The organism is Ventrimonas sp., assembly GCF_048380235.1.
In the GTDB taxonomy this organism is placed as follows: domain Bacteria; phylum Bacillota; class Clostridia; order Lachnospirales; family Lachnospiraceae; genus Brotaphodocola.
In genome coordinates, this window is sequence record NZ_DBFCCJ010000034.1 from 61691 (window position 1) to 84319 (window position 22629).

The following is a 22629-nucleotide window of genomic DNA, read 5'->3' on the forward strand; positions in this document are numbered from 1 at the left end:
TCTAGCGCTGCTCTTTGCACTCTTTGATTGCTTTTACAAGCAGAGCCTCGGTATCCTCGGACAGAACCCTGGTATCGCGGATTGCTGCCGGGATCTCCGGGTACTTGCTGTCAATGTATTTGAATAAGTCTTTCTCAAATGCCAGCACATCTGCAACCGGAATATCAAGAAGATGCTTTCTGGTTGCTGCGTAAATGATGATTACCTGGTACTCAACCGGCATCGGCTGGTACTGAGGCTGTTTTAAGACTTCACGGATGCGCTCGCCCTGTGCCAGCTGCTCGGTGGTTGCTGCATCCAGCTCGGAGCCGAACTGGGCGAAGCTTGCCAGCTCGCGGTACTGTGCCAGTTCCACACGGATCGGCGCTGCAATCTTCTTGATTGCCTTGATCTGTGCCGCGCCGCCTACTCGGGATACGGACAGACCAGCGTTGATAGCCGGACGGAAACCGGAGTTGAACATCTCAGTCTCAAGGTAGATCTGACCATCGGTAATGGAAATTACGTTGGTCGGGATGTATGCGGATACATCGCCCGCCTGAGTCTCGATGATCGGCAGAGCAGTTAAGGAACCGCCGCCCAAGTCATCAGACAAACGGGATGCGCGCTCCAGCAGTCTGGAGTGCAGGTAGAATACGTCACCCGGATAAGCCTCACGTCCCGGCGGTCTCTTCAGAAGAAGGGAGAGGGTACGATAAGCGGCAGCGTGCTTGGTTAAGTCATCATAGACTACCAGTACGTCCTCTCCGTTTTCCATCCACTCCTCGCCGATCGCACATCCGGAATATGGTGCGATATACTGTAACGGAGCCAGGTCGGATGCTGTGGAAACTACGATGGTGGTGTAGTCCATAGCGCCGAACTCCTCTAAGGTTCTTACAATGTTGGCAACGGTAGATGCTTTCTGACCGATTGCAACGTAGATACAGTGAACGCCCTGACCCTTCTGGTTGATGATGGTATCGATCGCGATGGCGGTCTTACCGGTCTGACGGTCACCGATGATCAGCTCTCGCTGGCCGCGGCCGATCGGGATCATGGCGTCAATTGCCTTGATACCGGTCTGTAACGGGGTGTCTACAGATTTTCTTTCGATTACGCCGTGAGCAACACGCTCAACACGGCGGAATTTGTCAGTCTCGATCGGGCCCTTGCCGTCAATCGGCATACCTAACGCGTTGACAACTCGTCCGGTCATGGCATCGCCTACCGGGACCTCAACCACGCGGCCGGTTGTCTTAACGATATCTCCCTCACTGATGTTCCTGGTATCACCTAAGAGAACGACACCTACGTTGTCTTCCTCCAGGTTCTGGACCATGCCGTATACTTCTCCCGGGAATTCCAGAAGCTCACCCTGCATGGCTTTCTCCAGTCCATGAACTCGAGCGATACCGTCCGCAACCGTGATAACGGTGCCGACATCAGAGACTTCCAGTTTGGTAGAATACTTTGCAATCTGTTCTTTGATTACCGAACTGATTTCTTCTGGTCTCAAATTCATTGTCTGTTCCTTTCCGACTTATTATGCCAGCTGAAGCGCGGATAACTCCTTCTTCAGCTCGTAAAGCCTTGTCTTGATGCTGCTGTCTACTACGCGATCTCCGATGCGGATGACCATGCCCCCAAGAAGGGACATATCCACATCGTAGTGCATTTCAAACTGCACGTAACCGGTGGTCTCAAGCAGTCTTTTTTCCAAAGCGGCCTTCTGCTCCGCGCCCAGCTCCACTGCGCTGGTCACATAAGCAGCTCCGATCTTTTTGAATTCCTTCACCCTCTGGATGAAATATTCCAGAATCGAGATCATCTCATTCTGTCTGTCTTTCTCAACAATGATGCTCAAGAAGCCCATCAGCTCCTCCGCAATCTTTCCGGAAAAGACCTGATGTAATAAGGCAACCTTCTCTTCTTTTACGATCTGCGGATTTCCGAGAACGGAAAAGAGCTCCGGGTTGGCCTGTAAAATGGGGAGCAAAGCAGATGTTTCCTCGTAGAAAGTATCCACAAGCGCTTTTTCCATGGCTGTCTCAAACAATGCATCGCCGTACACCTTTGAAACTAGCTTTGCCATGTATGTTCACCCATTTCCTTCAAAGTCTCATCAATCAAAGCATCCTGAATCTTAACATCGATGGAGTTTCCAACAACCTTCTCTGCCATGAATGCGGCGATGTCTACGATCTCCTGCTTCATGTCATCGAGAGCTTTCTTCTTCTCCAGCTCAACCTCACGGTTAGCCCGCTCAATGATTCTGGCTGCTTCGGCCTTGGCTTCATCGAGCATTTCCTCCTCACGGGCTTTGGCTTTACGCCGTGCAGTCTCCAGAATGCTCTCAGCTTCTTTGTTCACGTCTCTTAATTTTGCCTCGTACTCAGCCTTCATAGCCTCTGCTGAAGATTTGTCTTCCGCAGCAGATGCCAGCTCGCCGGCAATCTTCTGTTTTCTCTTTTCCAGCACATCGCGCACCGGATTGAAAAGCAGATAGGACAATGCAAAGAATAAAATGAAGATGTTGATACCGGTCAGCACTGCGTCATGCAGAAGCTGCGGATCAAATCCTATCAGTCTGTCCAAGTCTTACGCCTCCTTTCGTTATAATTCATTACGCTCTCCGCAGCAAAACACTGCTGTCCGCCGCGTGCCTGCGCAATGTCCGTTCTTCTTATGCGCCGAACGGCTTAACGAACATCAGGATGATCGCAACAACCAGACCGTACAGACCGGTGGTCTCTGCTACTGCCTGACCAAGAAGCATGGTGGAAGTGATGTCGGATTTTGCGCCCGGGTTACGTCCTACTGCTGCAGCACCGTGACCAGCTGCGATACCCTGTCCTACACCAGGTCCGATACCGGCGATCATTGCCAGACCAGCGCCGATTGCGGAACAACCAAAGATAAAGTCCTGTCCTGAGATACCATTCATAGTTAAGTCCTCCTAAAAAATAAATTTTATTCCATTTTGTCGTTGATGTATACCATGGTCAGCATACAGAATACGTATGTCTGGATCGCACCGGAGAATACATCACAATAAACATGAAGTGCCGCCGGAATACCGATATTGGTAAAGATCGGCATCATGCCATACCATAATCCCATAATGATAACGCCTGACAGCAGGTTTGCAAACAGACGCAGGGAAATGGAAATCGGGTTCGCGATCTCACCGATCAGGTTGATCGGAAACAAGATCGGGGTCGGCTCAAACAGGCTGGTAAAATGTCTTACGCCCCTGTTCTTGATGCCCTGGTAGTTTACAATGAAGAAGGTAAACATACCAAGCAGGAAAGTAACGCCATAGTCGGCTGTCGGAGCACGAAGGCCTAACAGTCCGCTCAGGTTACAGAAGAGGATAAATACGAAGATCGTTCCGATGTAGTTGATGAAACGTCTTGCATTGCCTCCCAGAATACCTGCCGTCATGCCCTGCAGTGCCTCATAGGCCATCTCCAGCACATTCTGAAATGTTCCCGGCTGGTCCGTTGCCTTTTTGAGGGTCCGGTTCGCCAGTACCGCAAGGATCAGGATCAGTGCTGTGATGATCCACATGCCTATGGTCGTTGTTGTGATCCAGAAGTCCTGACCAAATAACTGATACTTCAGTACCCCATGTATCATAAAGTCAGGCTCATTGGAAATCAGCATTCCCATTCACGGTTCCTCCTTTCTCTCATGATATCCCCGGCCGGTCATTGTCGGAAGTATCTGCGTGCGCAGAAGCTTCCGGTTCTTTTCCACCGGAAATTCTGTGAACCAGTGGCTGCAGGTATGCGCCTGCTTTCATGCCCATGGCTCCGATCACCGCTGCCAGAAGATCGATCTTAAGCACTTTCCAGCAGATCAGAAGCACCGCCACAAATACCAGCTTGCGCAGCATACTCTGCGCTACGGTAAATTTGTTGGCGTAGCTCTCACTTCCGCTGTCCAGCACCCGCTCGGTCATAACCGCCATATGAACCAGCATACAAATGGCTCCTGAGGCTCCCACCACCAGTCCCATAATGACCGGAACCACCGGATAGGAAACCTTCGGAAGAAGCAGGACTGCAAGGATGACCAGAATCACATTGTAAAAAATGATTCCGGCTGACATTTCCGCAAGCAGCCTTTTCGTTGACTTGCTCAGCCACTCCATTGTTACCTGCCTCCTTTGCTGTCTTCATGAAAAATGCGGCTTGGCTGTTTTGGTTTGCTGATTCCGCTTCGTCCCTGCCCTGCACTCTGCTGCTGCCGTAAGCGCTCATCCTCTTTCTGCTCCTGCAAAAGAGTATTTCTCGCCATGACCCAGCCGCAGCGTCCGCCTGCCAGAACACCCAGGATCAGCATCGGCACCATGAGCTTCGTCCCAAAATGGGAATCCACCAGATAACCTGTGTAAACACAGAGGAGGATCGGCGTCAGCACACTGAAACCAAGCTGCGTCACCATGGCAAGACTTCGGAATACGCTTCTCTTATAATGCACTGTTCCCACCTCTTTCTGCATTTTTGCATGTATCATCTATTATACCCAAATTTTTCAACTTTGTCCATTATGAATAGATGTTTCGTAGAAAAATAGTGAATCTTGCACATTGCAAATATTTATGTCATTTTTTTATCGAACATTTTCACAGAAATAACTGAGAAAAATTGTCATACTTGCCAGTTTAATGCACATTTATACCAAAAAAACCGTCACACTCGAAAAATGTGACGGTTTTAACGATTTTCTGCCTAAATAAGTTTCTTCTTATCTTAATATAAGTTTTGGGCTATCCTTTTTTATTTAATTTCTTCATACGGCACACGGTTGATGCCCTCCTCCACTGCCGCCTTCGCTACGGCATTGGCCACTGCCAGGGCAACCCGCTTGTCAAAAGAGGACGGGATGACATATTCCAGATTCAGTTCCTCCTCCGGAATGACGGAAGCAATCGCATGCGCTGCCGCGAGCTTCATCTTCTCGGTAATGTCTTTCGCACGTACTGCAAGAACGCCCTTGAAGAGTCCCGGGAATACCAGCACATTGTTGATCTGGTTCGGATAATCAGAACGTCCGGTACCAACTACGGCTGCACCGCCTGCTTTTGCCTCATCCGGCATGATCTCCGGAACCGGGTTTGCCATGGCAAATACAATACCGTGGTTCATGGTTGCTACCATTTCTCTGGTTACCAGGTTCGGTCTGGACACACCAACAAAAATATCAGCGCCTTTTAAGGCATCAGCAAGTGTTCCATGCTCTTTATTCTTGTTGCTGATATGGGAGATTTCTTCCTGACCAGAATTTAAGTTTGCATCGCCCTCACAGATAATGCCGTGGATGTCGCACATGATAATATTTCCAAAGCCCATTGCAATCAGCTGCTTACCAATTGCCACACCAGCAGCACCAGCGCCATTGATGACAACACGGAGCTCGCCCATCTTCTTGCCGGTTACTTTCACTGCATTCAGAAGTGCAGCACCTACTACGATAGCAGTACCGTGCTGGTCATCGTGGAAGACCGGAATGTCACAGCGCTCTTTCAGCTTTTTCTCAATCTCAAAACAACGCGGAGCTGCAATATCCTCCAGGTTGATGCCGCCAAAGCTCTTGGAGATCAGGGCAATGGTATTGACGATGGTGTCCACATCCTTGGAATCCACACACAGCGGAAATGCGTCTACATCTGCAAATGTTTTAAAGAGTGCGCACTTTCCTTCCATAACCGGCATACCAGCAGACGGTCCGATATCGCCAAGTCCCAGCACTGCGGTTCCGTCTGTGATGACAGCAACCAGATTGCCTTTACGGGTATAATCGTAAGCCTTGTCCTCATCCTCTGCGATCAGCAGGCACGGCTCTGCCACGCCCGGGGTGTAGGCGATGGACAGCTCCTCCGGAGTTGTAACCTTCGCACGGGAAATGACCTCAATTTTTCCCTTCCATTCTTTGTGTTTTTCAATTGCAAGCTGCTTCTTATCCACCAGTTTGTCCTTCTGTGTTTGTTAAATTTTCTACATTCACATCAATTTTTCCAAAACGGCTGTTAACTTTCTGTCAGAATCTGGCATTGCCGTCCCGCATGCGCCTGACCGCGTAACGGTGCCAATAGATCTGCCATTCTGGTTTTCTGATGCGTTACAGCTGGTTTCATTCTAATACAAAGTAGAAAAGGCGTCAACCTGACAGAAAGGAATGTTTTCGTCACTGCTCATATATCGCACAAACAACAAATTTTGCAGCATAGCTTCTATTTCAACATTTTGTTGCCTGGACAACGGATTTTCTTTGCTATTGCGTTTATAATAGAGTCATATGTAACTGCTAGCATAAAACAGTTACGGGCAGATTTTATCCAACATTCAAGGAGGTTTATCATCATGAGCTTTATCAAAAATATCGACAAGTCCCAGGTTCTCACATTAAAGGATGAGGTTTCCTACCAGAAAGGCCAGGTAGTCAGCAAGACTCTCGCCCAGAACGATGCCTTAAGCGTTACCCTCTTCGCGTTCGACAAGGACGAGGAGATCAGCACCCACGAATCCGGCGGTGACGCATTCGTGACCTGCTTAGACGGCGTTGGCCGCATCACCATCGACGGCAAGGCATATGAACTGCACGAAGGGGAATCCATCATTATGCCGGCAAAGCATCCGCATGCCGTGTATGGACAGGAGCAGTTTAAGATGTTGCTGGTTGTGGTATTTTAGTTGTTGAGAAAAAAAGATTCAACTGGAAACAAAACAAGACTTGCCCAAACAAGCGGTCCTATTGTATACTTGGTCTCAGCTGCGGTCATTTCAAGGACCGCGCAGTGCGGCTGTCTTGCCGGATAATATGAGAAAAAGTTTTAAGTTTATAAGATACCCAGAAGGGAGTCGCATGAAAGGTCCAAAGACCCGGAATGCGGCTTCCTTTGTTTTATTTCTGACAAACTTTTAGAAAACCTAAAAAATTTTTAGTTTTTGCTTGCCTTTTTCTCTGGCACTCTGTATACTTAGAGGCAGTTGTATTTGAGAAACATCATCATTTTGTACAATAACGTGGCGATCAAGCGCATGGCCACCTAACAAAAAGGGAGGAACACCTACTATGAGTCGTTTGGAAATCACCAGTCCCAACCAGGCTCAGCTCATGATCGAGGAGCTGTACAAAGACCTGGAACGCCGAATCGAATCCAGTCCGCCAGGTCTCTGCCCGGTTGACATGACCAGAGCCTTTGTGGAAATGTGCCACACCCACACCTGCGGCAAATGTGTCCCGTGCCGTGTCGGCCTGTGGCAGTTAAAGAACCTGCTCACCGATGTTATGAACGGGGAAGCCACCATGGAAACCTTAAAGCTCATGGAGGAACTGTCCCAGAGTATTATGAACGGTGCTGACTGTGCCATTGGCTACGAAGCTGCCCATACGGTATACCGAAGCTTAAAAGAATGCCGTGAGGACTATGAGGAACACGTTCATCAGGGCCGCTGTACCTGCAACTACACGCAGCCGGTTCCGTGCGTTTCCCTTTGCCCAGCACATGTGGATATCCCAGGCTATGTTTCCCTGGTACGCGAAGGCCGCTACGCCGATGCCATCCGTCTGATCCGCAAGGACAATCCATTTCCGACCACCTGCGGCTTCATCTGTGAGCATCCATGTGAGGCCCGCTGCCGCAGAAACATCATTGACGATGCCGTCAACATCCGCGGATTGAAACGCTTCGCAGCAGATTATGCTGGCAAAGTTCCTCCGCCATCCTGTGCTGCTTCCACCGGCAAAAAGATCGCCATCATCGGCGGCGGCCCGGGCGGCTTAAGCGCAGCTTATTATCTGCAGCTCATGGGACATCAGACCACCGTTTTTGAAATGCTCCCGAAACTGGGCGGCATGCTCCGCTACGGCATCCCGAACTACCGTCTGCCAAAGGAGCGTCTTGATGACGATATCAACGCCATTCTGGAGACTGGTGTGAAAGTCGAGTACGGAAAACGGATCGGTACTGACATTACAATTCAGGAACTGCGCAAGGAATACGATGCCGTGCTCATCACCATCGGCGCAAGCACAGATAAAAAGCTTGGCATTGAAGGAGAATCTGCAGAAGGTGTCATCTCCGCAGTCCGCTTCCTGCGTGATGTCGGAAAGAACTTAAATCCGGATCTGAGCGGACAGGAGGTTGCTGTCATTGGCGGCGGCAACGTTTCCATGGATGCAGTCCGAACAGCAAAACGTCTCGGTGCAAAGAAGGTTTCTATCCTCTACCGGCGCCGTGTAGCTGATATGACTGCACTTCCGGGTGAGATTGAAGGCGCTGTTGCCGAGGGCATTGAAGTAAAAACCCTGATGGCTCCGGCCCGGATCGATGTCGATGAAAACAACCATGTGCGCGGTGTCTATGTCACCCCGCAGATGATCAGCAAGATTAAAGGCGGCAGAGCCAGTGTGCGTGCGACCGGCGAGCCGGATATCTTTGTTCCGTGCCAGACCCTGATCGTGGCAATCGGACAGGATATCGAATTCCAGCACTTCGAGGAAGCCGGTCTTCCGGTCAACCGCGGCAAGATCCAGACCGAGCGCTACGGCGGTTTCGACAATATGCCTGGCGTATTTGCAGGCGGCGACTGCGCGTCCGGTCCGGCATCCGTAATCAAAGCCATTGCCGCTGCCAAGGTCGTTGCGGCAAACATCGACGAATATCTTGGTTTCCGTCACACGATCAGCTGCGATGTTGTGCTTCCGGAGCCTGATCTGCGTGACCGCATTCCATGTGGCCGTGTCAATATGACCGAGCGCGAGGCCTGTGAGCGCGTCTGCGATTTCGAAGGCGTGGAAAACTGCATGACCGAAGCAGAAGCAAGACAGGAAGCAAGCCGCTGCCTCGGCTGCGATCACTTCGGCTATGGAATCTTCAAAGGAGGTCGTGAAAACAAATGGTAAATTTAAAGATCGATCATAACGAAATCTCGGTTCCGGAGGGAACCACCATTATGGAAGCGGCTGCCCTTGCAGGAATCGACATTCCAAAGCTCTGCTATTTAAAAAATATCAACGAGATTGCAGCTTGCCGCGTATGTCTCGTGGAGGTTGTCGGAAAAGAGCAGCTGGTAACCTCCTGCAACAATAAAGTGCAGGAGGGACTGGAGATCCTGACAAACAGTCCGAGGGTCCGTGTGGCAAGAAAACAGAATGTACAGCTCATTCTCTCCCAGCACGACTTTAAGTGCGCAACCTGTGTCCGCAGCGGCAACTGTACCCTGCAGACGCTTTCAAACGACTTAAACATCATCGACCTTCCGTTTAAAGAGCGTGTAGAACATGCTCCATGGGATAAGAATTTCCCGCTCATCCGCGACACGGAAAAGTGCATCAAGTGCATGCGCTGCATCCAGGTCTGCGATAAAGTGCAGGGACTGGGTATCTGGGATGTGACCAGTACCGGTTCCAGAACCACCGTCAATGTCAAAGGCAACCGCAAGATCACCGATGCAGACTGTGCCCTCTGCGGCCAGTGCATCACCCACTGTCCGGTGGGCGCCCTGCGCGAGCGCGATGACACCGAAAAAGTATGGGATGCCATTGCAGATGAAAAGAAAACCGTTGTAGTCCAGATTGCTCCCGCAGTCCGCACTGCATGGGGCGAAGCCATGGGAATGAAACGCGAAGACGCTACCGTCGGCAAGATTTTAGATGCCTGGAAGCGCATGGGCGCGGACTACGTATTCGACACGTCCTTCTCCGCCGACTTAACGATCATGGAAGAAGCAACCGAATTTCTGGAGCGGTTCCAGAGCGGTTCCTTAAACAACCGACCGATGTTCACCTCCTGCTGTCCGGGCTGGCTGCGTTTTGTAAAAACCCAGTTCCCGGAGATGGTTTCGCAGCTTTCGACCGCGAAATCCCCGCAGCAGATGTTTGGTGCTGTCATGAAGACCTACTTCGCCCAGTCCATCGGCGTGGACCCGGAAAATATTGTGACCGTATCCGTTATGCCCTGCGTTGCCAAAAAGGCAGAGGCAGACATGGATTTCTACTATAAAGAATACGCAGGGAAAGACGTGGACATTGTGCTGACCACACGAGAGTTCACGCGCATGCTCCGCGAAACCCACATCCGGCCGGAAGTGCTGACTGACCGAAAGCCAGACAGCCTCATGCAGGAGTGGACCGGTGCCGGTGTCATCTTCGGCGCAACCGGCGGTGTCATGGAGGCGGCACTTCGAACCGCTTACCATGCCCTGTCCGGCAAAAATCCGGACCCGGATTTCTTTGATGACATCCGTACCGTCAATGAAGACTATGCACTCACAGAAGCAAACCTCGACTTTAACGGAACCACGGTCCGCACCGCCATTGTCAGTGGCCTCGGCAACACAAGAAAACTCCTCGAGGCGATCCGGCGCGGCGATGTATCTTATGACTTCGTAGAAGTCATGGCCTGCCCCGGCGGCTGTGTCGGCGGCGGCGGACAGCCGATCTGTGACGGCAAAGAACTTGCAGGTGTGCGCGGTGAAAACCTGCACTTCCTCGACAAGAACAGTAAGATCCGGTTCTCCCATGAGAATCAGGACGTGGCAAAGCTGTACCAGGATTTCCTTGAACATCCTCTTTCCCACAAGTCCCACATGATCTTACACACGGACCACAATGCATGGTCCATGCACGAAGAACCATAATTCGCGCAAAAGTCACTCACTTTTTATTATCCTTCTATTTGCCAAAGAAACGCCGCCCCGGTTTTGCCGTGGCGGCGTTTCTTATATTATATGATATTTCTATTTATTAACTGCGCTTATTTTTCCGGTACATGCCACTCCCAGTTGCGGATTTCCTCCATATCCTGTCCGTACTCGGCAATATACTGCTTGTGCTCTACCAACTTATCATTCATTTTCTGGATCAGGAAGGAACCACGGTTACCTAACTGCGGCAAATGCATTACCGCATCTTTTACCAGACTGAAGCGGTCAAGCTGGTTCTGGACACGCATGTCGAACGGTGTCGTGATGGTGCCTTCCTCCTGGTAACCATGAACAGACATATTGTGGTTGTTGCGCTCGTAGGTCAGCTCATGAATCAGGGTCGGATAACCGTGGAATGCGAAGATAACCGGCTTATCCGGAGTAAAGATTGCATCGTACTCTGCATCGCTTAAGCCGTGCGGATGTTTATGGTCGGACTCCATCTTGAACAGGTCAACCACATTTACAACGCGGATCTTCAGCTCAGGAAGCTCATCTCTCAGAATGGTAACAGCAGCCATGGTCTCCAGGGTCGGAGTATCGCCGCAGCATGCCATAACCACATCCGGCTCCTCGCCGCAGTCATTGCTTGCCCACTCCCAGATACCGATACCCTGGGTGCAGTGCTTTACAGCCTGCTCCATGGATAGCCACTGGCAGCTCGGATGCTTGGATGCAACGATCGCATTCACATAGTTCTTACTCTTGATGCAGTGATCAAAGCAGGAAAGCAGGCAGTTGGTATCCGGCGGAAGATACATGCGGACAACATCTGCTTTCTTATTGGCGATGTGATCTAAGAAGCCCGGATCCTGATGAGTAAATCCGTTGTGATCCTGCTGCCATACGTTGGAGGTCAGGATGAAGTTTAAAGAAGCGATCGGGCGTCTCCAGGACAGCTGGTTGCAGACCTTTAACCACTTTGCGTGCTGTGCTGCCATAGAATCCACAATACGGATGAATGCCTCATAGCTTGCGAAGAAACCATGACGGCCGGTTAACAGATAACCCTCCAGCCAGCCCTCGCACATATGCTCACTCAGCATACTGTCCATGATGCGGCCATTTCTTGCCAGCTTGTCATCGGTCGAAAGCAGCTCGCCGTTCCAGTCGCGGTTCTGCTCCTCAAATACTTTATACAGACGGTTAGACATGCTCTCATCCGGTCCGAAGATGCGGAAGTTCTTGCTGTCCTCATTGAGCTTGAAAATATCACGGATATAGCCGCCAAGCTCGATCATATCCTGGGCCTTGGTCTTGCCCGGCTCCACCGGAATACCGTACTCGCGGAAATCCGGAAGGCGCAGATCTTTCAGCAGCAGTCCGCCGTTTGCATGCGGGTTTGCACCCAGACGCGCATTGCCCTTTGGAGCCAGCTCAGCCAGTTCCGGAATCAGACGTCCTGTTTCATCAAACAGTTCTTCTGCGTGGTAGCTCTTTAACCACGCTTCTAACAGCTGTAAATGCTCCGGTTTTTCCATACTGATCGGCACCTGATGGGCACGGAAAGAACCCTCGATCTGCTGTCCGTCTACTACCTTTGGACCAGTCCAACCCTTCGGAGTGCGCAGGATGATCATTGGCCACTTCGGACGCTCCGGATCCTGCTCCTCTCTTGCATGCTTCTGAATGGCTTTGATCTCCTCGATGACGGTATCCACGGTCTCTGCCATCTTCTTGTGCATGGTCATCGGATCATCACCCTCAACAAAGTACGGCTTCCAGCCGCAGCCCTCGAAGAAGGACTTGATCTCGTCATGCGGGATACGGGAGAAAATGGTCGGGTTGCTGATCTTGTAACCATTTAAGTGCAGGATTGGAAGAACTGCACCATCGGTTACCGGGTTTAAGAATTTATTGGACTGCCAGGAAGTTGCAAGCGGACCGGTCTCGGCCTCGCCATCGCCTACAACTACCGTTGCGATCAGGTCCGGGTTATCAAACACGGCGCCAAATGCATGCGCAATGGAGTAACCCAGCTCACCGCCCTCGTTGATGGAACCAGGCGTTTCCGGAGCGCAGTGGCTCGGAACACCGCACGGGAAGGAGAACTGCTTGAACATCTTCTTCATGCCTTCCTCATCCTGGCTGATATTCGGATATACCTCGCTGTAGCTTCCGTCCAGATAGGTGTTGGCGATCAGGAAGTTTCCGCCATGTCCCGGACCGGAAAGAAGGATCATATCCAGATCATAGCGCTTGATAGCACGGTTGCAGTGCACATACACAAAGTTCTGGCCAGGAACGGTTCCCCAGTGTCCTACGATTTTCTTTTTGATCTGATCCATGCTCAGCGGTTTCTTTAAAAGCGGATTATCTAACAGATATAACTGACCGGCAGACAGATAGTTTGCCGCACGCCAGTAGGCGTTCATCTTTTCCAGCATTTCCTCACACAGAGGCTGCTTTTCCAGACAGGTGTTGTTCTCCATGATCTTACCTCTTTCTTTGCTTACGTCGTTTTGCTGCTGTCTGCGCAACATGGGAAACGTTGCGTTTCTTGCTCAAAAATTGGGTTTGTTATTTTTCTAACGTTTACGCATTGTATTTTCGCACATACAATCCAATCTGTAAAATGCAATTTCTGCATTATATTCATATCAATTTGATATGGATATGCCGCAAACCGTGGATTTCCCTTGATTTCTGTACTATAATGGAGACAACCTTTTGAGAAAAACAGACTGATAAACTTGGAGAATATACCATGACATCTAATTTCGAATACTATAAAATCTTTTACTATGTCGCAAAATACGGCAACTTAACCCGCGCCGCCGCTGCATTGAACACCAGCCAGCCTGCCGTGACCCGCGTTATCCACAAGCTGGAAGCCGACCTGGGCTGCCGCCTCTTCATCCGCAGTAAATCCGGCATGGAACTGACGGCAGAGGGAAACCGGTTCTTTGAGTATGTCTCTGCCGGCTGCCTGCAGTTTTTCCGAGCGGAAAGCCATTTAAGCGACCTGCTTAAGCTCGAAAACGGCACTATCTCCATCAGCGCCACCGAGACGGCCCTGCACTCCTGGCTCTTTGAGGCCATGGAAGCCTTCCATCAGGAATATCCGGGCGTTCATTTCCAGATTTTAAACCACAGCACTCAGGATTCCATTCAGGCGGTGCGGGATGGCAAGGTGGACTTTGCCGTGGTTTCTTCTCTTCCACTCCACCTTTCCGGACCGCTGCGCATGAAAAAATTACATACCTACCGGGATATCCTCATCAGCGGCAGCCGTTTTTCCGAACTGAAGGACCGTCCTGTCTCGCTCCGGGAGCTGGCCGCCTACCCCTGGATCAGCCTGACCTCAGAATCCATCAGCCGTACCTTCTTAAATACCTACTTTGCGCAGTACGGTCTTACCTTCTCGCCGGATATGGAGCTGGCCACCACCGATCTGATTCTCCCGGCTGTGCGCCACAACCTCGGCATCGGATTTATCCCCGAAGCCTTCGCCCACAGCGAACTCGCCGCCAGAAACATCTTCCAGGTCCAGATTGAAGAGCAGTTCCCGGAACGCAATATCCTGCTGATCTCCGATTCGGAATATCCGCAGAGTGTAGCATCGAAGGCGTTTCAAAAATTTGCAAAATAACAAAAATGCCCTGGCACATATTTTCACGCCAAGGCATTTTTTCTTTTTTATTCATTGCAGTTATCCTTCACAAATTGCACAATATCCGCATTCACTTCCATGATCCGAGGATCATTTTCCATTTCAGAAATGCTCATCCAGCAATACTGAACCCCATCAATCTCAAAAGCATTCTGTTTCGCCACATCCGGGAAGCTCGCAACAGAAGCTAAATACAACTTATGGCTGTAAATTCTGTTCTCATGATGGCTCTCCGGTCTGGCGCTATGCTCGCGCATGAATCTGCGAACGCGTCACTGGCGCGTTCTTGATATGCAATGCAGGAAAATTCCAATGTGCCGCTCATTCTGTATGGGGTGCCCGGAACTTCTACTCTACTGGCTATGCCAGGATAATAAATAACACAGCCATTCTTATTTTTGTAGCGAAGCCAATACAGCAGGAAGTGAATGAGACCGCTCTCCGAGATTTTCAACATATCAGGTGTTTGCATCTTGAGCACACACGTCCGAATGTGGCGGATGTTAATCCGACACAGGCGAACGCGTGTTAGCGAGAGCAAGCAAACAACGATATGTGAAAATATAGGAAAGCGGTCTCTTTCTCTTCCGGACCTTATTTGGTTTTATGAAGCAAATTTTTATTCCACGTATGCGATCAGCTTCTCGCCTTTCTCATCGGTATCGATCACGATGGTCTGGCCTTCACTGATATTACCTTCCAGGATGATCCTTGCTGCCAGGGTCTCTACGTTCTTCTGGAGATATCTTCTCAGCGGACGTGCACCGTAGGCCGGGTCGTAACCATGATCCGTCACGAAGGTCTTGGCATTGTCGGTCAGTTCTACCTTCAGCTCGCGGTCTTCCAGACGGCGGTTCACATCGGCTACCATCAGATCCACAATATGACTGATGTTATCCTTTGTTAACGGCTTGAAGAGGATCGTCTCATCCAGACGGTTCAAGAACTCCGGACGGAAGTGGGCACGCAGATCTTGCATGACCATAGCCTCAGCCTCCGGCTTGATATTGCCGTTTTCATCGATGCCATCCAGCAGATACTGGGAACCGATGTTGGAGGTCATGATCAGAATGGTGTTCTTGAAGTCCACGGTCTTGCCGGTGGAATCGGTGATACGTCCATCGTCCAATACCTGAAGCAGGACATTGAATACATCCGGATGTGCCTTTTCCACCTCATCGAAGAGAACAACAGAGTACGGTTTTCTGCGGACTGCCTCGGTCAGCTGACCACCCTCATCGTAGCCGACATATCCCGGAGGTGCTCCGATCAGGCGGGCTACAGAATGTTTCTCCATGTACTCACTCATATCGATACGGACCATATTGTTCTCATCGTCGAACAGTGCCTCAGCCAGGGCTTTCGCAAGCTCAGTCTTGCCGACACCGGTCGGTCCAAGGAACAGGAAGGAACCAATCGGTTTGGTCGGATCCTTGATGCCGGCCTTGGAACGAAGGATTGCTTCGGTAACCTTCTCCACGCCCTCATCCTGGCCTACGACCCGTTTATGCAGGACCGTATCCAGATGCAGGATCTTGCTGCGCTCGCTCTCATTTAACTTGCTTACCGGAATACCGGTCCAGCGGGAAATGATTCTTGCGATCTCATCTTCAGTGACACTTTCATGCACCAGGCTCAGATCCTGATTCTTTACTTTTTCTTCCTCTGCTTCCAGCTGTTTCTGCAGCTGCGGCAGCTTGCCGTACTGAAGCTCAGCGGCCTTATTCAGATCGTACTGCTGCTGGGCCGCAGCAATATCACGGTTCACCTGCTCAATCTCTTCGCGGAGAGCAGAAAGATGGGAAACAGAATTCTTTTCATTCTCCCACTGTGCCTTCTTGCTGGCAAACTCGTCATGCAACTCTGCCAGATTTTTCTGCAGATCCGCCAGACGCTCCTGGCTCAAATGATCTGTCTCTTTCTTTAATGCAGTCTCCTCAATCTCCATCTGCATGATCTTTCTGGAAAGTTCATCCAGTTCGGTCGGCATGGAGTCAAGCTCGGTCTTGATCAGGGCGCAGGCCTCATCAACCAGGTCGATCGCCTTATCCGGCAGGAAGCGGTCGGTGATGTAACGGTCAGAAAGCACAGCTGCTGCCACCAGGGCAGAGTCCGTGATCTTGACACCGTGGAACACTTCGTAACGCTCCTTGATACCACGCAGAATGGAAATGGTATCTTCTACGGTCGGCTGGTCTACCAGCACCGGCTGGAAACGACGTTCCAGGGCCGCATCTTTCTCAATGTATTTCCGGTATTCATCCAGTGTGGTCGCACCGATACAGTGCAGCTCGCCTCTGGCAAGCATCGGTTTTAACAGGTTGCCTGCATCCATGGAGCCCTCGGTCTTGCCAGCTCCCACAATGGTATGCAGCTCATCGATGAACAGAATGATCTGTCCTTCACTCTTTTTCACTTCTTCCAGAACGGCTTTTAACCGCTCCTCAAACTCGCCACGGTACTTGGCGCCTGCAACCAGCGCGCCCATATCCAGCGCAAACAGCTTGCGGTTCTTTAAGCCTTCCGGCACATCGCCGCGGACAATACGCTGGGCCAGTCCCTCGACAACCGCCGTCTTACCAACACCAGGCTCACCGATCAGGACCGGGTTGTTCTTGGTCTTTCGGGAAAGAATCTGGATTACATTACGGATCTCGCTGTCACGACCGATGACCGGGTCAAGCTTCTGGTCCTTCGCACGCTCTACCAGGTCGTAGCCATATTTTTCCAGGGTGTCATAGGTTGCTTCCGGATTGTCGCTGACAACTCTCTGGTTGCCGCGCACCGTAGACAGTGCCTGCAAAAAGGTGTCGCGGGTAATGCCGTACTGGCGGAACAGATCCTTCATGGTACGGTCCGCATACTTTAACATGGACAGGAAAATATGCTCAACGGAGACATATTCATCGCCCATGGCTTTGGATTCGTCCTCCGCATTGATGAGGACTTTATTTAAATCATTGCTGATGTAAACCTGACTGGAACCGCTTACCTTCGGCAGTCCTGCCAGCTTCTGCTGTGCTTCATTGGTGATCAGCTCTTTGCTGATGCCCATCTTGGTTAACAATTTTAAAATAAGGCTGTCATCCAATGTGAGCAGACTGTAGAACAGATGCTCCTGTTCGATCTGCTGATTGCCATATTCGTAAGCAAGCTTTTCACAGTTCTGGACGGCTTCCATTGATTTCTGGGTAAATTTGTTTATATTCATAAATCACACCTCCATTCCTTTTAGTGCAACGTCATCTTTTATCTCATCTGTTATACTACTTCTATAACATTAGCTGTACTATAGCACATGTTGTTAGCACTGTCAAGAGGTGAGTGCTAATTATTTGTGAAGAATTTGTGTCTTTCACAATGCCATCTTCTGCAAATGCAAAAGAGCTGGTTTTTCGTCTGCGGGAATCCAAAAAAGCTTCTTTCCAGATTTTCTTCTCCCCGGCAAAAAAGAGCGCCGACACGGCAGCGAATCCCCAAGCGGTGTCCGAAAAGTCTGGATCCAGTCTAATATTCTTATTTCATCGCAATACATGGACTCCCTTGTCCACATGCTCTGGCTGTCTTCTATTTCCTTGCATCTAATTGTTAACCAATTTTCAATTATATGTTGACAATTATATCTCCTCGTGCTATTTTATTTCTCAAAACCAATTTTTATTTACCATATCAAAGGAGATCCGATCTTATGAGCACAACGCCTGATATTTCCACCGATCCACAGCTTTCCCGCGAGGAAGCGCTTGCCATCTTAAACACTCCGGATGGAGAACTTCCGGAACTCATCGCCCGTGCAGAAGTCCTGCGCAGAAAGTATAAAGGAAACCATGTAAGCATCCATATCCTGACCAATGCCCGCAGCGGAAACTGTTCCCAGGACTGCACTTACTGTGCCCAGTCCTGCCGCTCCAAAGCTGAGATTGATAAATACAAATGGGTAGACGATGAGAAATTATATAAAGACAATGACTTTGTCAACGAGAACCATCTGTCCCGCCACTGTATCGGCTTAAGCGGAATGAAATTCACCGACGCGGAAATCGAAGATCTGGCGAAACGGATCTGTAAAATGAAAGAAACCGGTACGCATCTGTGCTGTTCCATCGGCTTTCTGACCGAGCATCAGGCGAAAATCTTAAAAGAAGCCGGGCTCGACCGCATCAACCACAATTTAAACAGTAGCCGTTCCTATTATCCCAACATCTGCTCCACCCATACCTTTGAGCAGCGCGTGGCCAACATCAAAATGCTTCAGGGACTGGGATTTGAGATCTGCAGCGGCGGGATCATCGGCATGGGCGAGTCCAAAGAAGATGTTGTCGACATGCTTCTGGAACTCCGCGAGATCCAGCCGGAAGCACTCCCGATCAATTTCCTGCTTCCGATCCCGGGCACTCCGTTAGAGCACGCCGATATTTCTGGGCTCACAACGGAATACTGTCTGAAGGTGCTCTGCCTTGCCAGACTTCTGGTCCCGAAATCTGATATCCGCTGTGCTGCCGGACGGGAAGTTTATTTTAAGGGAAAAGAAAAAGACCTGCTCCGCGTGGTGGATTCCATTTTTGCCTCCGGTTACCTGACCGCGGGCGGGCAGGGAATCCAGGATACCATCCGGGCCATTGAGGAAGCCGGTTTCACTTACGAAATCGAATCCGCTTAACAAAAAACGAAAGGAGTTCACTATGACAAACCAGACTACCGCCAGATCTTTCCGGAGAAGCAACACTTATGCCATGACTATGACAGCGCTTATGACCGCTGTCACCTGTATTCTCGCACCGCTGTCCATCCCGATCGGGCCGGTGCCGATCTCTCTTACTAATTTCGCCATCTATCTATCTCTTTACCTGTTGGACTGGAAAAAAGGGACAATCAGTTATTTCATTTATTTACTGCTCGGCTTTGCCGGACTTCCTGTCTTTTCCGGTTTTACCGGCGGCGTTGCCAAGCTCGCCGGACCAACCGGCGGTTACATTGTAGGCTTTATCCCGATGGCGATCATTGCCGGATTTGTGATTGACCACTGCAAAAAGCGCTGGGTCCAGCTGGTCGGCATGATCGTCGGCACCATGATCTGTTACGCACTCGGAACTGTATGGTTCTGCTTCCAGGCCAACTACACGGTATCGGCTGCCCTTGCAGTCTGTGTTATCCCATTTATCCCGGCTGACCTCATCAAGATAGTGCTTGCCATGAGTATCGGTCCGGAGATCCGCAAAAGACTGGGTTCTGTGGTTCAATAATAGCAACAACTGTAGTATAATGGATGTCATGGGTGTCTCCATGAGACAACGAACCGTAAAAACACAAAACCTTAAACAGGCGAGGAAAAAAACATGACATCCATCCGAGGTCTCCTGATCAGTCATATGATCTGGAAAAATATGAATCATAATGCGCCACATAAAAAGCATTCTGCCGCAAGACACCGCTGGCAGAATGCTTTTTTCAATAAAGACCGCTTGCCAGAAGCCTACACCTGGTCTGCAGAGACCACACCAGGCGGCACTGCCTTTCAACGTGTCATCCGTACAGACACCGGACGTACCGGACGTGTACTCCTATATTTTCATGGAGGTGCCTACCGGGACGGCCTGGTGCCATCCTACCGCAATTTTTCCACCGGCTTTTTTCAAGCAGCCAATGGCTGCGAGACCATTTACCTGGATTACCGGTGCGCTCCGGACTACCAATACCCCACACAATTAAATGAAGCCCTGGATCTTTGGGATGATCTTACCAAACGGCAGGGTTATGCGCCGGACCAGATCATACTGGGCGGTGACTCCGCAGGCGCCAATCTGGCCCTGGCTCTGCTCTTAAAGCTGCGGGATCTAAACAAAACCATGCCGAGAGCCGCATTCTGTATCTCCGCCTGGACCGACATGACCTGCAACACCCAGAGCTTCCGTGACAATTACGGAAGGGATGTCATGTTCGGCAACAAGGGAAAAACTCTGACCGAAGATCGCCTGCAGGCACTCATGCAGGGAAAGATTTTTTCATTTCTGGGAAATGCAGACCGGACAGATCCGTATGTTTCACCGATCTTCGGGGATTATCACGGCTTTCCACCCATGTTTTTCTCTGTTGGCACCCATGAAATGCTGTATGACGAGACTTTACAGGTCGTAGAGAAGCTGAAAGCATGTCAGGTTCCGGTCACCTGTGAGATCCAGCCGGGAATGTTCCATATTTATGTCGTATTTGCCCGCCTGGTTCCAGAGGGAAAGATTTCTTACCACCGGCTTTTAGATTTTATACGCGCGAATTTTGTCGATTGAATCGCCTTGCGCTTACGATTTTCCTATGTTATCCTAGAGAAAAGTTCTTGTGTTTTTTATTGCAATGCTATATAATGGTTTTTTCATTTTGCAAAGGAACAATACATATGAAAATATTACTGGATGATGTTAAGTTGAATTTATTGCTCGAACAAAAGAAACAATTTATAGGTAAGACTGTTGTATGGGATAGTTTATTATCAGCAGTCTCTTTTTTGATATCTGTAATTTGGGCTTCTTATAGCGATTTTTTCATAATTTCTGGCATTGTCATAAAAACTATTTTCGTCCTATTAGGCTTATTTTTTACCGGAAAAAGTATTTTTGATATCTATCATTGTTCCAAAAACTCCTATACATACGAAGATCTTTTTCAGGACATCAATAGGCTGAATGAAATAACTCACAATCATTCAATTATTGCAATCAAAAACACGTTTGATGAATTTCCAAATAAATTTTTACTCTACTACGATACCCGTTGGAATGCTTATTTATTCTTAAACTTCAAAGATAACACGAATAACGAAAACTTTATTGTATCTGGAATATCAAACAAGTTAAAAATAAAAGCAGACGATATAAAGCTCCAGTATATTGCCCAAAATCTCAGTAAGAAATACTCGGAAAGCCATAAAGAAGAACGTATTTACAGTCACAAATTGTATTTGGCAAATATTTCTTCTTTTCCGAATGCTGCGAGATCGAATTCATTTGAGATTGATGGCGTTTCCTATTGTTGGATGAGTATTTCTGAGATGGAAAACGATCCTCGAATCATGGAAGTAAATGAAGATATCGTACAATTTGTAAAAGAAAACTGTAATTAGGTTGCGCATAATACCAAGGCCTGTGCAGGCAGTTGACTGATAAAATCAGACCAGCAGCCCGCACGGGCCTATTATAAATATAAGATGTTGTTACTTTTCCTTGTTCTGCCAGCAGATCTGCTCGCCCTGCACAAGCGGATATCGCGCGAGTTCTGCCCCGTCCAGATTCTCCGCATGCATGTCCACGCCTGTGATCTGGTGATTTTCGTAGGTGGTGTAGTAGTAGATTCCCTTGTCTGCATTGCAACAGGAAGTATAAATCGTGATCTCGTACTTTTCGCCGCCTACATCGCAGCAACCTCTCTGCTGCTCTACGGAGTGCAGGATATGGAAGAACTGGCTCACACTTGCGCTTTCAGAGTCTTTCGATAAAGAATTTGCACGGACATAAGCAGCCCGTATAAAGCGGGATGCAGAAGATAGATCGCCCGGCAGCCCCAATGCACCCATACCGCGACTGTAGGCCGTAAGGTCAAGTCCCGGTGCGAAGGTGTTTTCCGGCTGCCTCGGAGACAGACCGCGGTAATCATTTAAGCGGAACATCTGCTGCGGAAACGGCGGGTTGTTTGTGAGGACTCCGGCCGGATTATCATAAATATGAAGTCCGTCTGCCACGGCTTCCACTACGATGGTTTCTTCCCGGTCCGCGATCATCCAGTGGAGCTGGGAAACCGGATATTTTTCATTGAATGGCGTATTCGTGATCTGGATTTTTGCAAGCAGCGCACGCACCTCTTTCACAGTTGCGCACTGTCCCAACAGCCACAGCGGCAGTTCAAACTGCGCAACATTTTCTTTTGTTCCATCGGTTACGGGTTCTCCGTACACAGCGTTTCCCACAAAGTTCAGACCGGCCATGCCGAGCCCTTTTTCATTTACCGCATCGTAATAAAGCGGATAGTTATCCGCAATATGTGCCATGCCGATCATGGCATAATGATGCTCCATCTCACCAAGGAAACGGAATTGGAACGGATAATTCCGGGGTGTGACTATAACCTCCTCCCCGTACGGAAATTCGTAATCCAGATTCCGTCCAAAATAAAAGTCTTTTGTTTGATAGACTGCTGCTGTACACATCGCGGTTCCTCCTTCTTTATCATTCCATATATTTCCAGCATTTTAACACCATTATAATGCAATTTTGTTGTTTTAACAACATTCAAATGCCGCAATATCTATTATACTCTAACCATGTTGCTACT

The 22629-nt window shown here is 49.5% G+C and carries 19 protein-coding genes; 8 read left to right on the forward strand and 11 right to left on the reverse strand.

The features are described 5' to 3' along the window. Nucleotide 1: 1 nt before the first annotated feature. From atpA to ACMP1L_RS05420, 8 genes are all read right to left on the reverse strand, one after another. Nucleotides 2-1504 (reverse strand): F0F1 ATP synthase subunit alpha, encoded by a 1503-nt coding sequence (atpA, locus tag ACMP1L_RS05385; RefSeq protein WP_118731856.1) that lies wholly within the window; start codon nucleotides 1502-1504, stop codon nucleotides 2-4. A 21-nt stretch (nucleotides 1505-1525) separates the two neighbouring features. Beyond that, nucleotides 1526-2074 (reverse strand): ATP synthase F1 subunit delta, encoded by a 549-nt coding sequence (gene atpH, locus ACMP1L_RS05390; protein WP_418452243.1) that lies wholly within the window; start codon nucleotides 2072-2074, stop codon nucleotides 1526-1528. Further along, entirely contained in the window at nucleotides 2062-2577 is a 516-nt protein-coding gene (gene atpF / locus ACMP1L_RS05395) for a F0F1 ATP synthase subunit B (RefSeq protein ID WP_118533134.1), read from the reverse strand. The genes atpH and atpF overlap by 13 nt, the downstream gene beginning before the upstream one ends. An 88-nt stretch (nucleotides 2578-2665) precedes the next feature. After that, nucleotides 2666-2926: an ATP synthase F0 subunit C gene (gene atpE / locus ACMP1L_RS05400; protein ID WP_118544256.1), complete on the reverse strand. Its 261-nt coding sequence runs from the start codon at nucleotides 2924-2926 to the stop codon at nucleotides 2666-2668. A gap of 26 nt (nucleotides 2927-2952) precedes the next feature. After that, nucleotides 2953-3654: a F0F1 ATP synthase subunit A gene (gene atpB / locus ACMP1L_RS05405; RefSeq protein WP_118544255.1), complete on the reverse strand. Its 702-nt coding sequence runs from the start codon at nucleotides 3652-3654 to the stop codon at nucleotides 2953-2955. A gap of 19 nt (nucleotides 3655-3673) precedes the next feature. Continuing rightward, complete coding sequence (locus ACMP1L_RS05410) at nucleotides 3674-4138, reverse strand: hypothetical protein (protein WP_418452244.1); 465 nt, start codon at nucleotides 4136-4138, stop codon at nucleotides 3674-3676. 2 nt (nucleotides 4139-4140) lie between these two features. Further along, complete coding sequence (locus ACMP1L_RS05415; protein ID WP_177303824.1) at nucleotides 4141-4467, reverse strand: AtpZ/AtpI family protein; 327 nt, start codon at nucleotides 4465-4467, stop codon at nucleotides 4141-4143. 299 nt (nucleotides 4468-4766) lie between these two features. After that, on the reverse strand, nucleotides 4767-5954 hold the full coding sequence (locus ACMP1L_RS05420; protein ID WP_418452245.1) for an NAD(P)-dependent malic enzyme: 1188 nt from the start codon (nucleotides 5952-5954) through the stop codon (nucleotides 4767-4769). 396 nt (nucleotides 5955-6350) lie between these two features. Between ACMP1L_RS05420 and ACMP1L_RS05425 the strand changes: the two genes are divergently transcribed. From ACMP1L_RS05425 to ACMP1L_RS05435, 3 genes are all read left to right on the forward strand, one after another. Continuing rightward, nucleotides 6351-6680 carry a cupin domain-containing protein gene (locus ACMP1L_RS05425; RefSeq protein WP_177303823.1) on the forward strand — a complete coding sequence of 110 codons (330 nt, stop codon included), beginning with the start codon at nucleotides 6351-6353 and terminating at the stop codon, nucleotides 6678-6680. Nucleotides 6681-7062: 382 nt separating this feature from the next. Next, nucleotides 7063-8895, forward strand: coding sequence for an NAD(P)-binding protein (locus tag ACMP1L_RS05430; RefSeq protein ID WP_118731851.1), 1833 nt, complete (start codon nucleotides 7063-7065; stop codon nucleotides 8893-8895). Further along, nucleotides 8889-10631 (forward strand): [FeFe] hydrogenase, group A, encoded by a 1743-nt coding sequence (locus ACMP1L_RS05435; RefSeq protein WP_418452246.1) that lies wholly within the window; start codon nucleotides 8889-8891, stop codon nucleotides 10629-10631. Before ACMP1L_RS05430 ends, ACMP1L_RS05435 begins: the two co-directional genes overlap by 7 nt. Nucleotides 10632-10747: 116 nt before the next feature. Here ACMP1L_RS05435 and ACMP1L_RS05440 read toward each other — a convergent pair whose 3' ends face one another. Next, entirely contained in the window at nucleotides 10748-13129 is a 2382-nt protein-coding gene (locus ACMP1L_RS05440; RefSeq protein ID WP_418452247.1) for a phosphoketolase family protein, read from the reverse strand. 275 nt (nucleotides 13130-13404) lie between these two features. Here ACMP1L_RS05440 and ACMP1L_RS05445 point away from each other — a divergent pair, with 275 nt between their 5' ends. After that, nucleotides 13405-14289, forward strand: a complete 885-nt coding sequence (locus ACMP1L_RS05445; protein ID WP_418452248.1) for a LysR family transcriptional regulator — start codon at nucleotides 13405-13407, stop codon at nucleotides 14287-14289. Nucleotides 14290-14929: 640 nt separating this feature from the next. Here ACMP1L_RS05445 and clpB read toward each other — a convergent pair. Next, a complete protein-coding gene (gene clpB / locus ACMP1L_RS05450) occupies nucleotides 14930-17521 on the reverse strand; it encodes an ATP-dependent chaperone ClpB (RefSeq protein ID WP_418452250.1) in 2592 nt (863 codons plus the stop codon). 477 nt (nucleotides 17522-17998) lie between these two features. On the opposite strand from clpB, the gene bioB reads away from it, so the two are divergent. The 4 genes from bioB (at nucleotide 17999) to ACMP1L_RS05470 (ending at nucleotide 21424) form a co-directional block, all read left to right on the forward strand. Then, a complete protein-coding gene (bioB, locus tag ACMP1L_RS05455) occupies nucleotides 17999-18970 on the forward strand; it encodes a biotin synthase BioB (RefSeq protein ID WP_418452251.1) in 972 nt (323 codons plus the stop codon). Nucleotides 18971-18992: 22 nt separating this feature from the next. Then, nucleotides 18993-19553, forward strand: coding sequence for a biotin transporter BioY (locus tag ACMP1L_RS05460; protein ID WP_418452252.1), 561 nt, complete (start codon nucleotides 18993-18995; stop codon nucleotides 19551-19553). A gap of 93 nt (nucleotides 19554-19646) precedes the next feature. Continuing rightward, entirely contained in the window at nucleotides 19647-20594 is a 948-nt protein-coding gene (locus ACMP1L_RS05465) for an alpha/beta hydrolase fold domain-containing protein (protein WP_418452254.1), read from the forward strand. 107 nt (nucleotides 20595-20701) lie between these two features. After that, the gene (locus ACMP1L_RS05470) at nucleotides 20702-21424 is read left to right on the forward strand and encodes a hypothetical protein (protein ID WP_118731845.1); all 723 of its coding nucleotides are present in this window, start codon (nucleotides 20702-20704) and stop codon (nucleotides 21422-21424) included. Nucleotides 21425-21514: 90 nt separating this feature from the next. Here the strand turns inward: ACMP1L_RS05470 and bsh are convergent, their stop codons facing one another. Further along, nucleotides 21515-22504 (reverse strand): choloylglycine hydrolase, encoded by a 990-nt coding sequence (bsh, locus tag ACMP1L_RS05475; RefSeq protein ID WP_418452255.1) that lies wholly within the window; start codon nucleotides 22502-22504, stop codon nucleotides 21515-21517. Nucleotides 22505-22629: the final 125 nt, after the last annotated feature.

What these genes read in the sequence shown, in the direction of transcription:
- atpB (WP_118544255.1), bottom strand. Translation starts at nt 3,654, where the DNA reads ATGGGAATGCTGATTTCCAATGAGCCTGACTTTATGATACATGGGGTA.
- ACMP1L_RS05445 (WP_418452248.1), top strand. Translation starts at nt 13,405, where the DNA reads ATGACATCTAATTTCGAATACTATAAAATCTTTTACTATGTCGCAAAA.
- ACMP1L_RS05465 (WP_418452254.1), top strand. Translation starts at nt 19,647, where the DNA reads ATGACATCCATCCGAGGTCTCCTGATCAGTCATATGATCTGGAAAAAT.
- bsh (WP_418452255.1), bottom strand. Translation starts at nt 22,504, where the DNA reads ATGTGTACAGCAGCAGTCTATCAAACAAAAGACTTTTATTTTGGACGG.
- bioB (WP_418452251.1), top strand. Translation starts at nt 17,999, where the DNA reads ATGAGCACAACGCCTGATATTTCCACCGATCCACAGCTTTCCCGCGAG.
- atpH (WP_418452243.1), bottom strand. Translation starts at nt 2,074, where the DNA reads ATGGCAAAGCTAGTTTCAAAGGTGTACGGCGATGCATTGTTTGAGACA.
- ACMP1L_RS05410 (WP_418452244.1), bottom strand. Translation starts at nt 4,138, where the DNA reads ATGGAGTGGCTGAGCAAGTCAACGAAAAGGCTGCTTGCGGAAATGTCA.
- ACMP1L_RS05460 (WP_418452252.1), top strand. Translation starts at nt 18,993, where the DNA reads ATGACAAACCAGACTACCGCCAGATCTTTCCGGAGAAGCAACACTTAT.
- ACMP1L_RS05435 (WP_418452246.1), top strand. Translation starts at nt 8,889, where the DNA reads ATGGTAAATTTAAAGATCGATCATAACGAAATCTCGGTTCCGGAGGGA.
- atpE (WP_118544256.1), bottom strand. Translation starts at nt 2,926, where the DNA reads ATGAATGGTATCTCAGGACAGGACTTTATCTTTGGTTGTTCCGCAATC.
- clpB (WP_418452250.1), bottom strand. Translation starts at nt 17,521, where the DNA reads ATGAATATAAACAAATTTACCCAGAAATCAATGGAAGCCGTCCAGAAC.
- ACMP1L_RS05470 (WP_118731845.1), top strand. Translation starts at nt 20,702, where the DNA reads ATGAAAATATTACTGGATGATGTTAAGTTGAATTTATTGCTCGAACAA.
- ACMP1L_RS05425 (WP_177303823.1), top strand. Translation starts at nt 6,351, where the DNA reads ATGAGCTTTATCAAAAATATCGACAAGTCCCAGGTTCTCACATTAAAG.
- ACMP1L_RS05430 (WP_118731851.1), top strand. Translation starts at nt 7,063, where the DNA reads ATGAGTCGTTTGGAAATCACCAGTCCCAACCAGGCTCAGCTCATGATC.
- ACMP1L_RS05440 (WP_418452247.1), bottom strand. Translation starts at nt 13,129, where the DNA reads ATGGAGAACAACACCTGTCTGGAAAAGCAGCCTCTGTGTGAGGAAATG.
- atpA (WP_118731856.1), bottom strand. Translation starts at nt 1,504, where the DNA reads ATGAATTTGAGACCAGAAGAAATCAGTTCGGTAATCAAAGAACAGATT.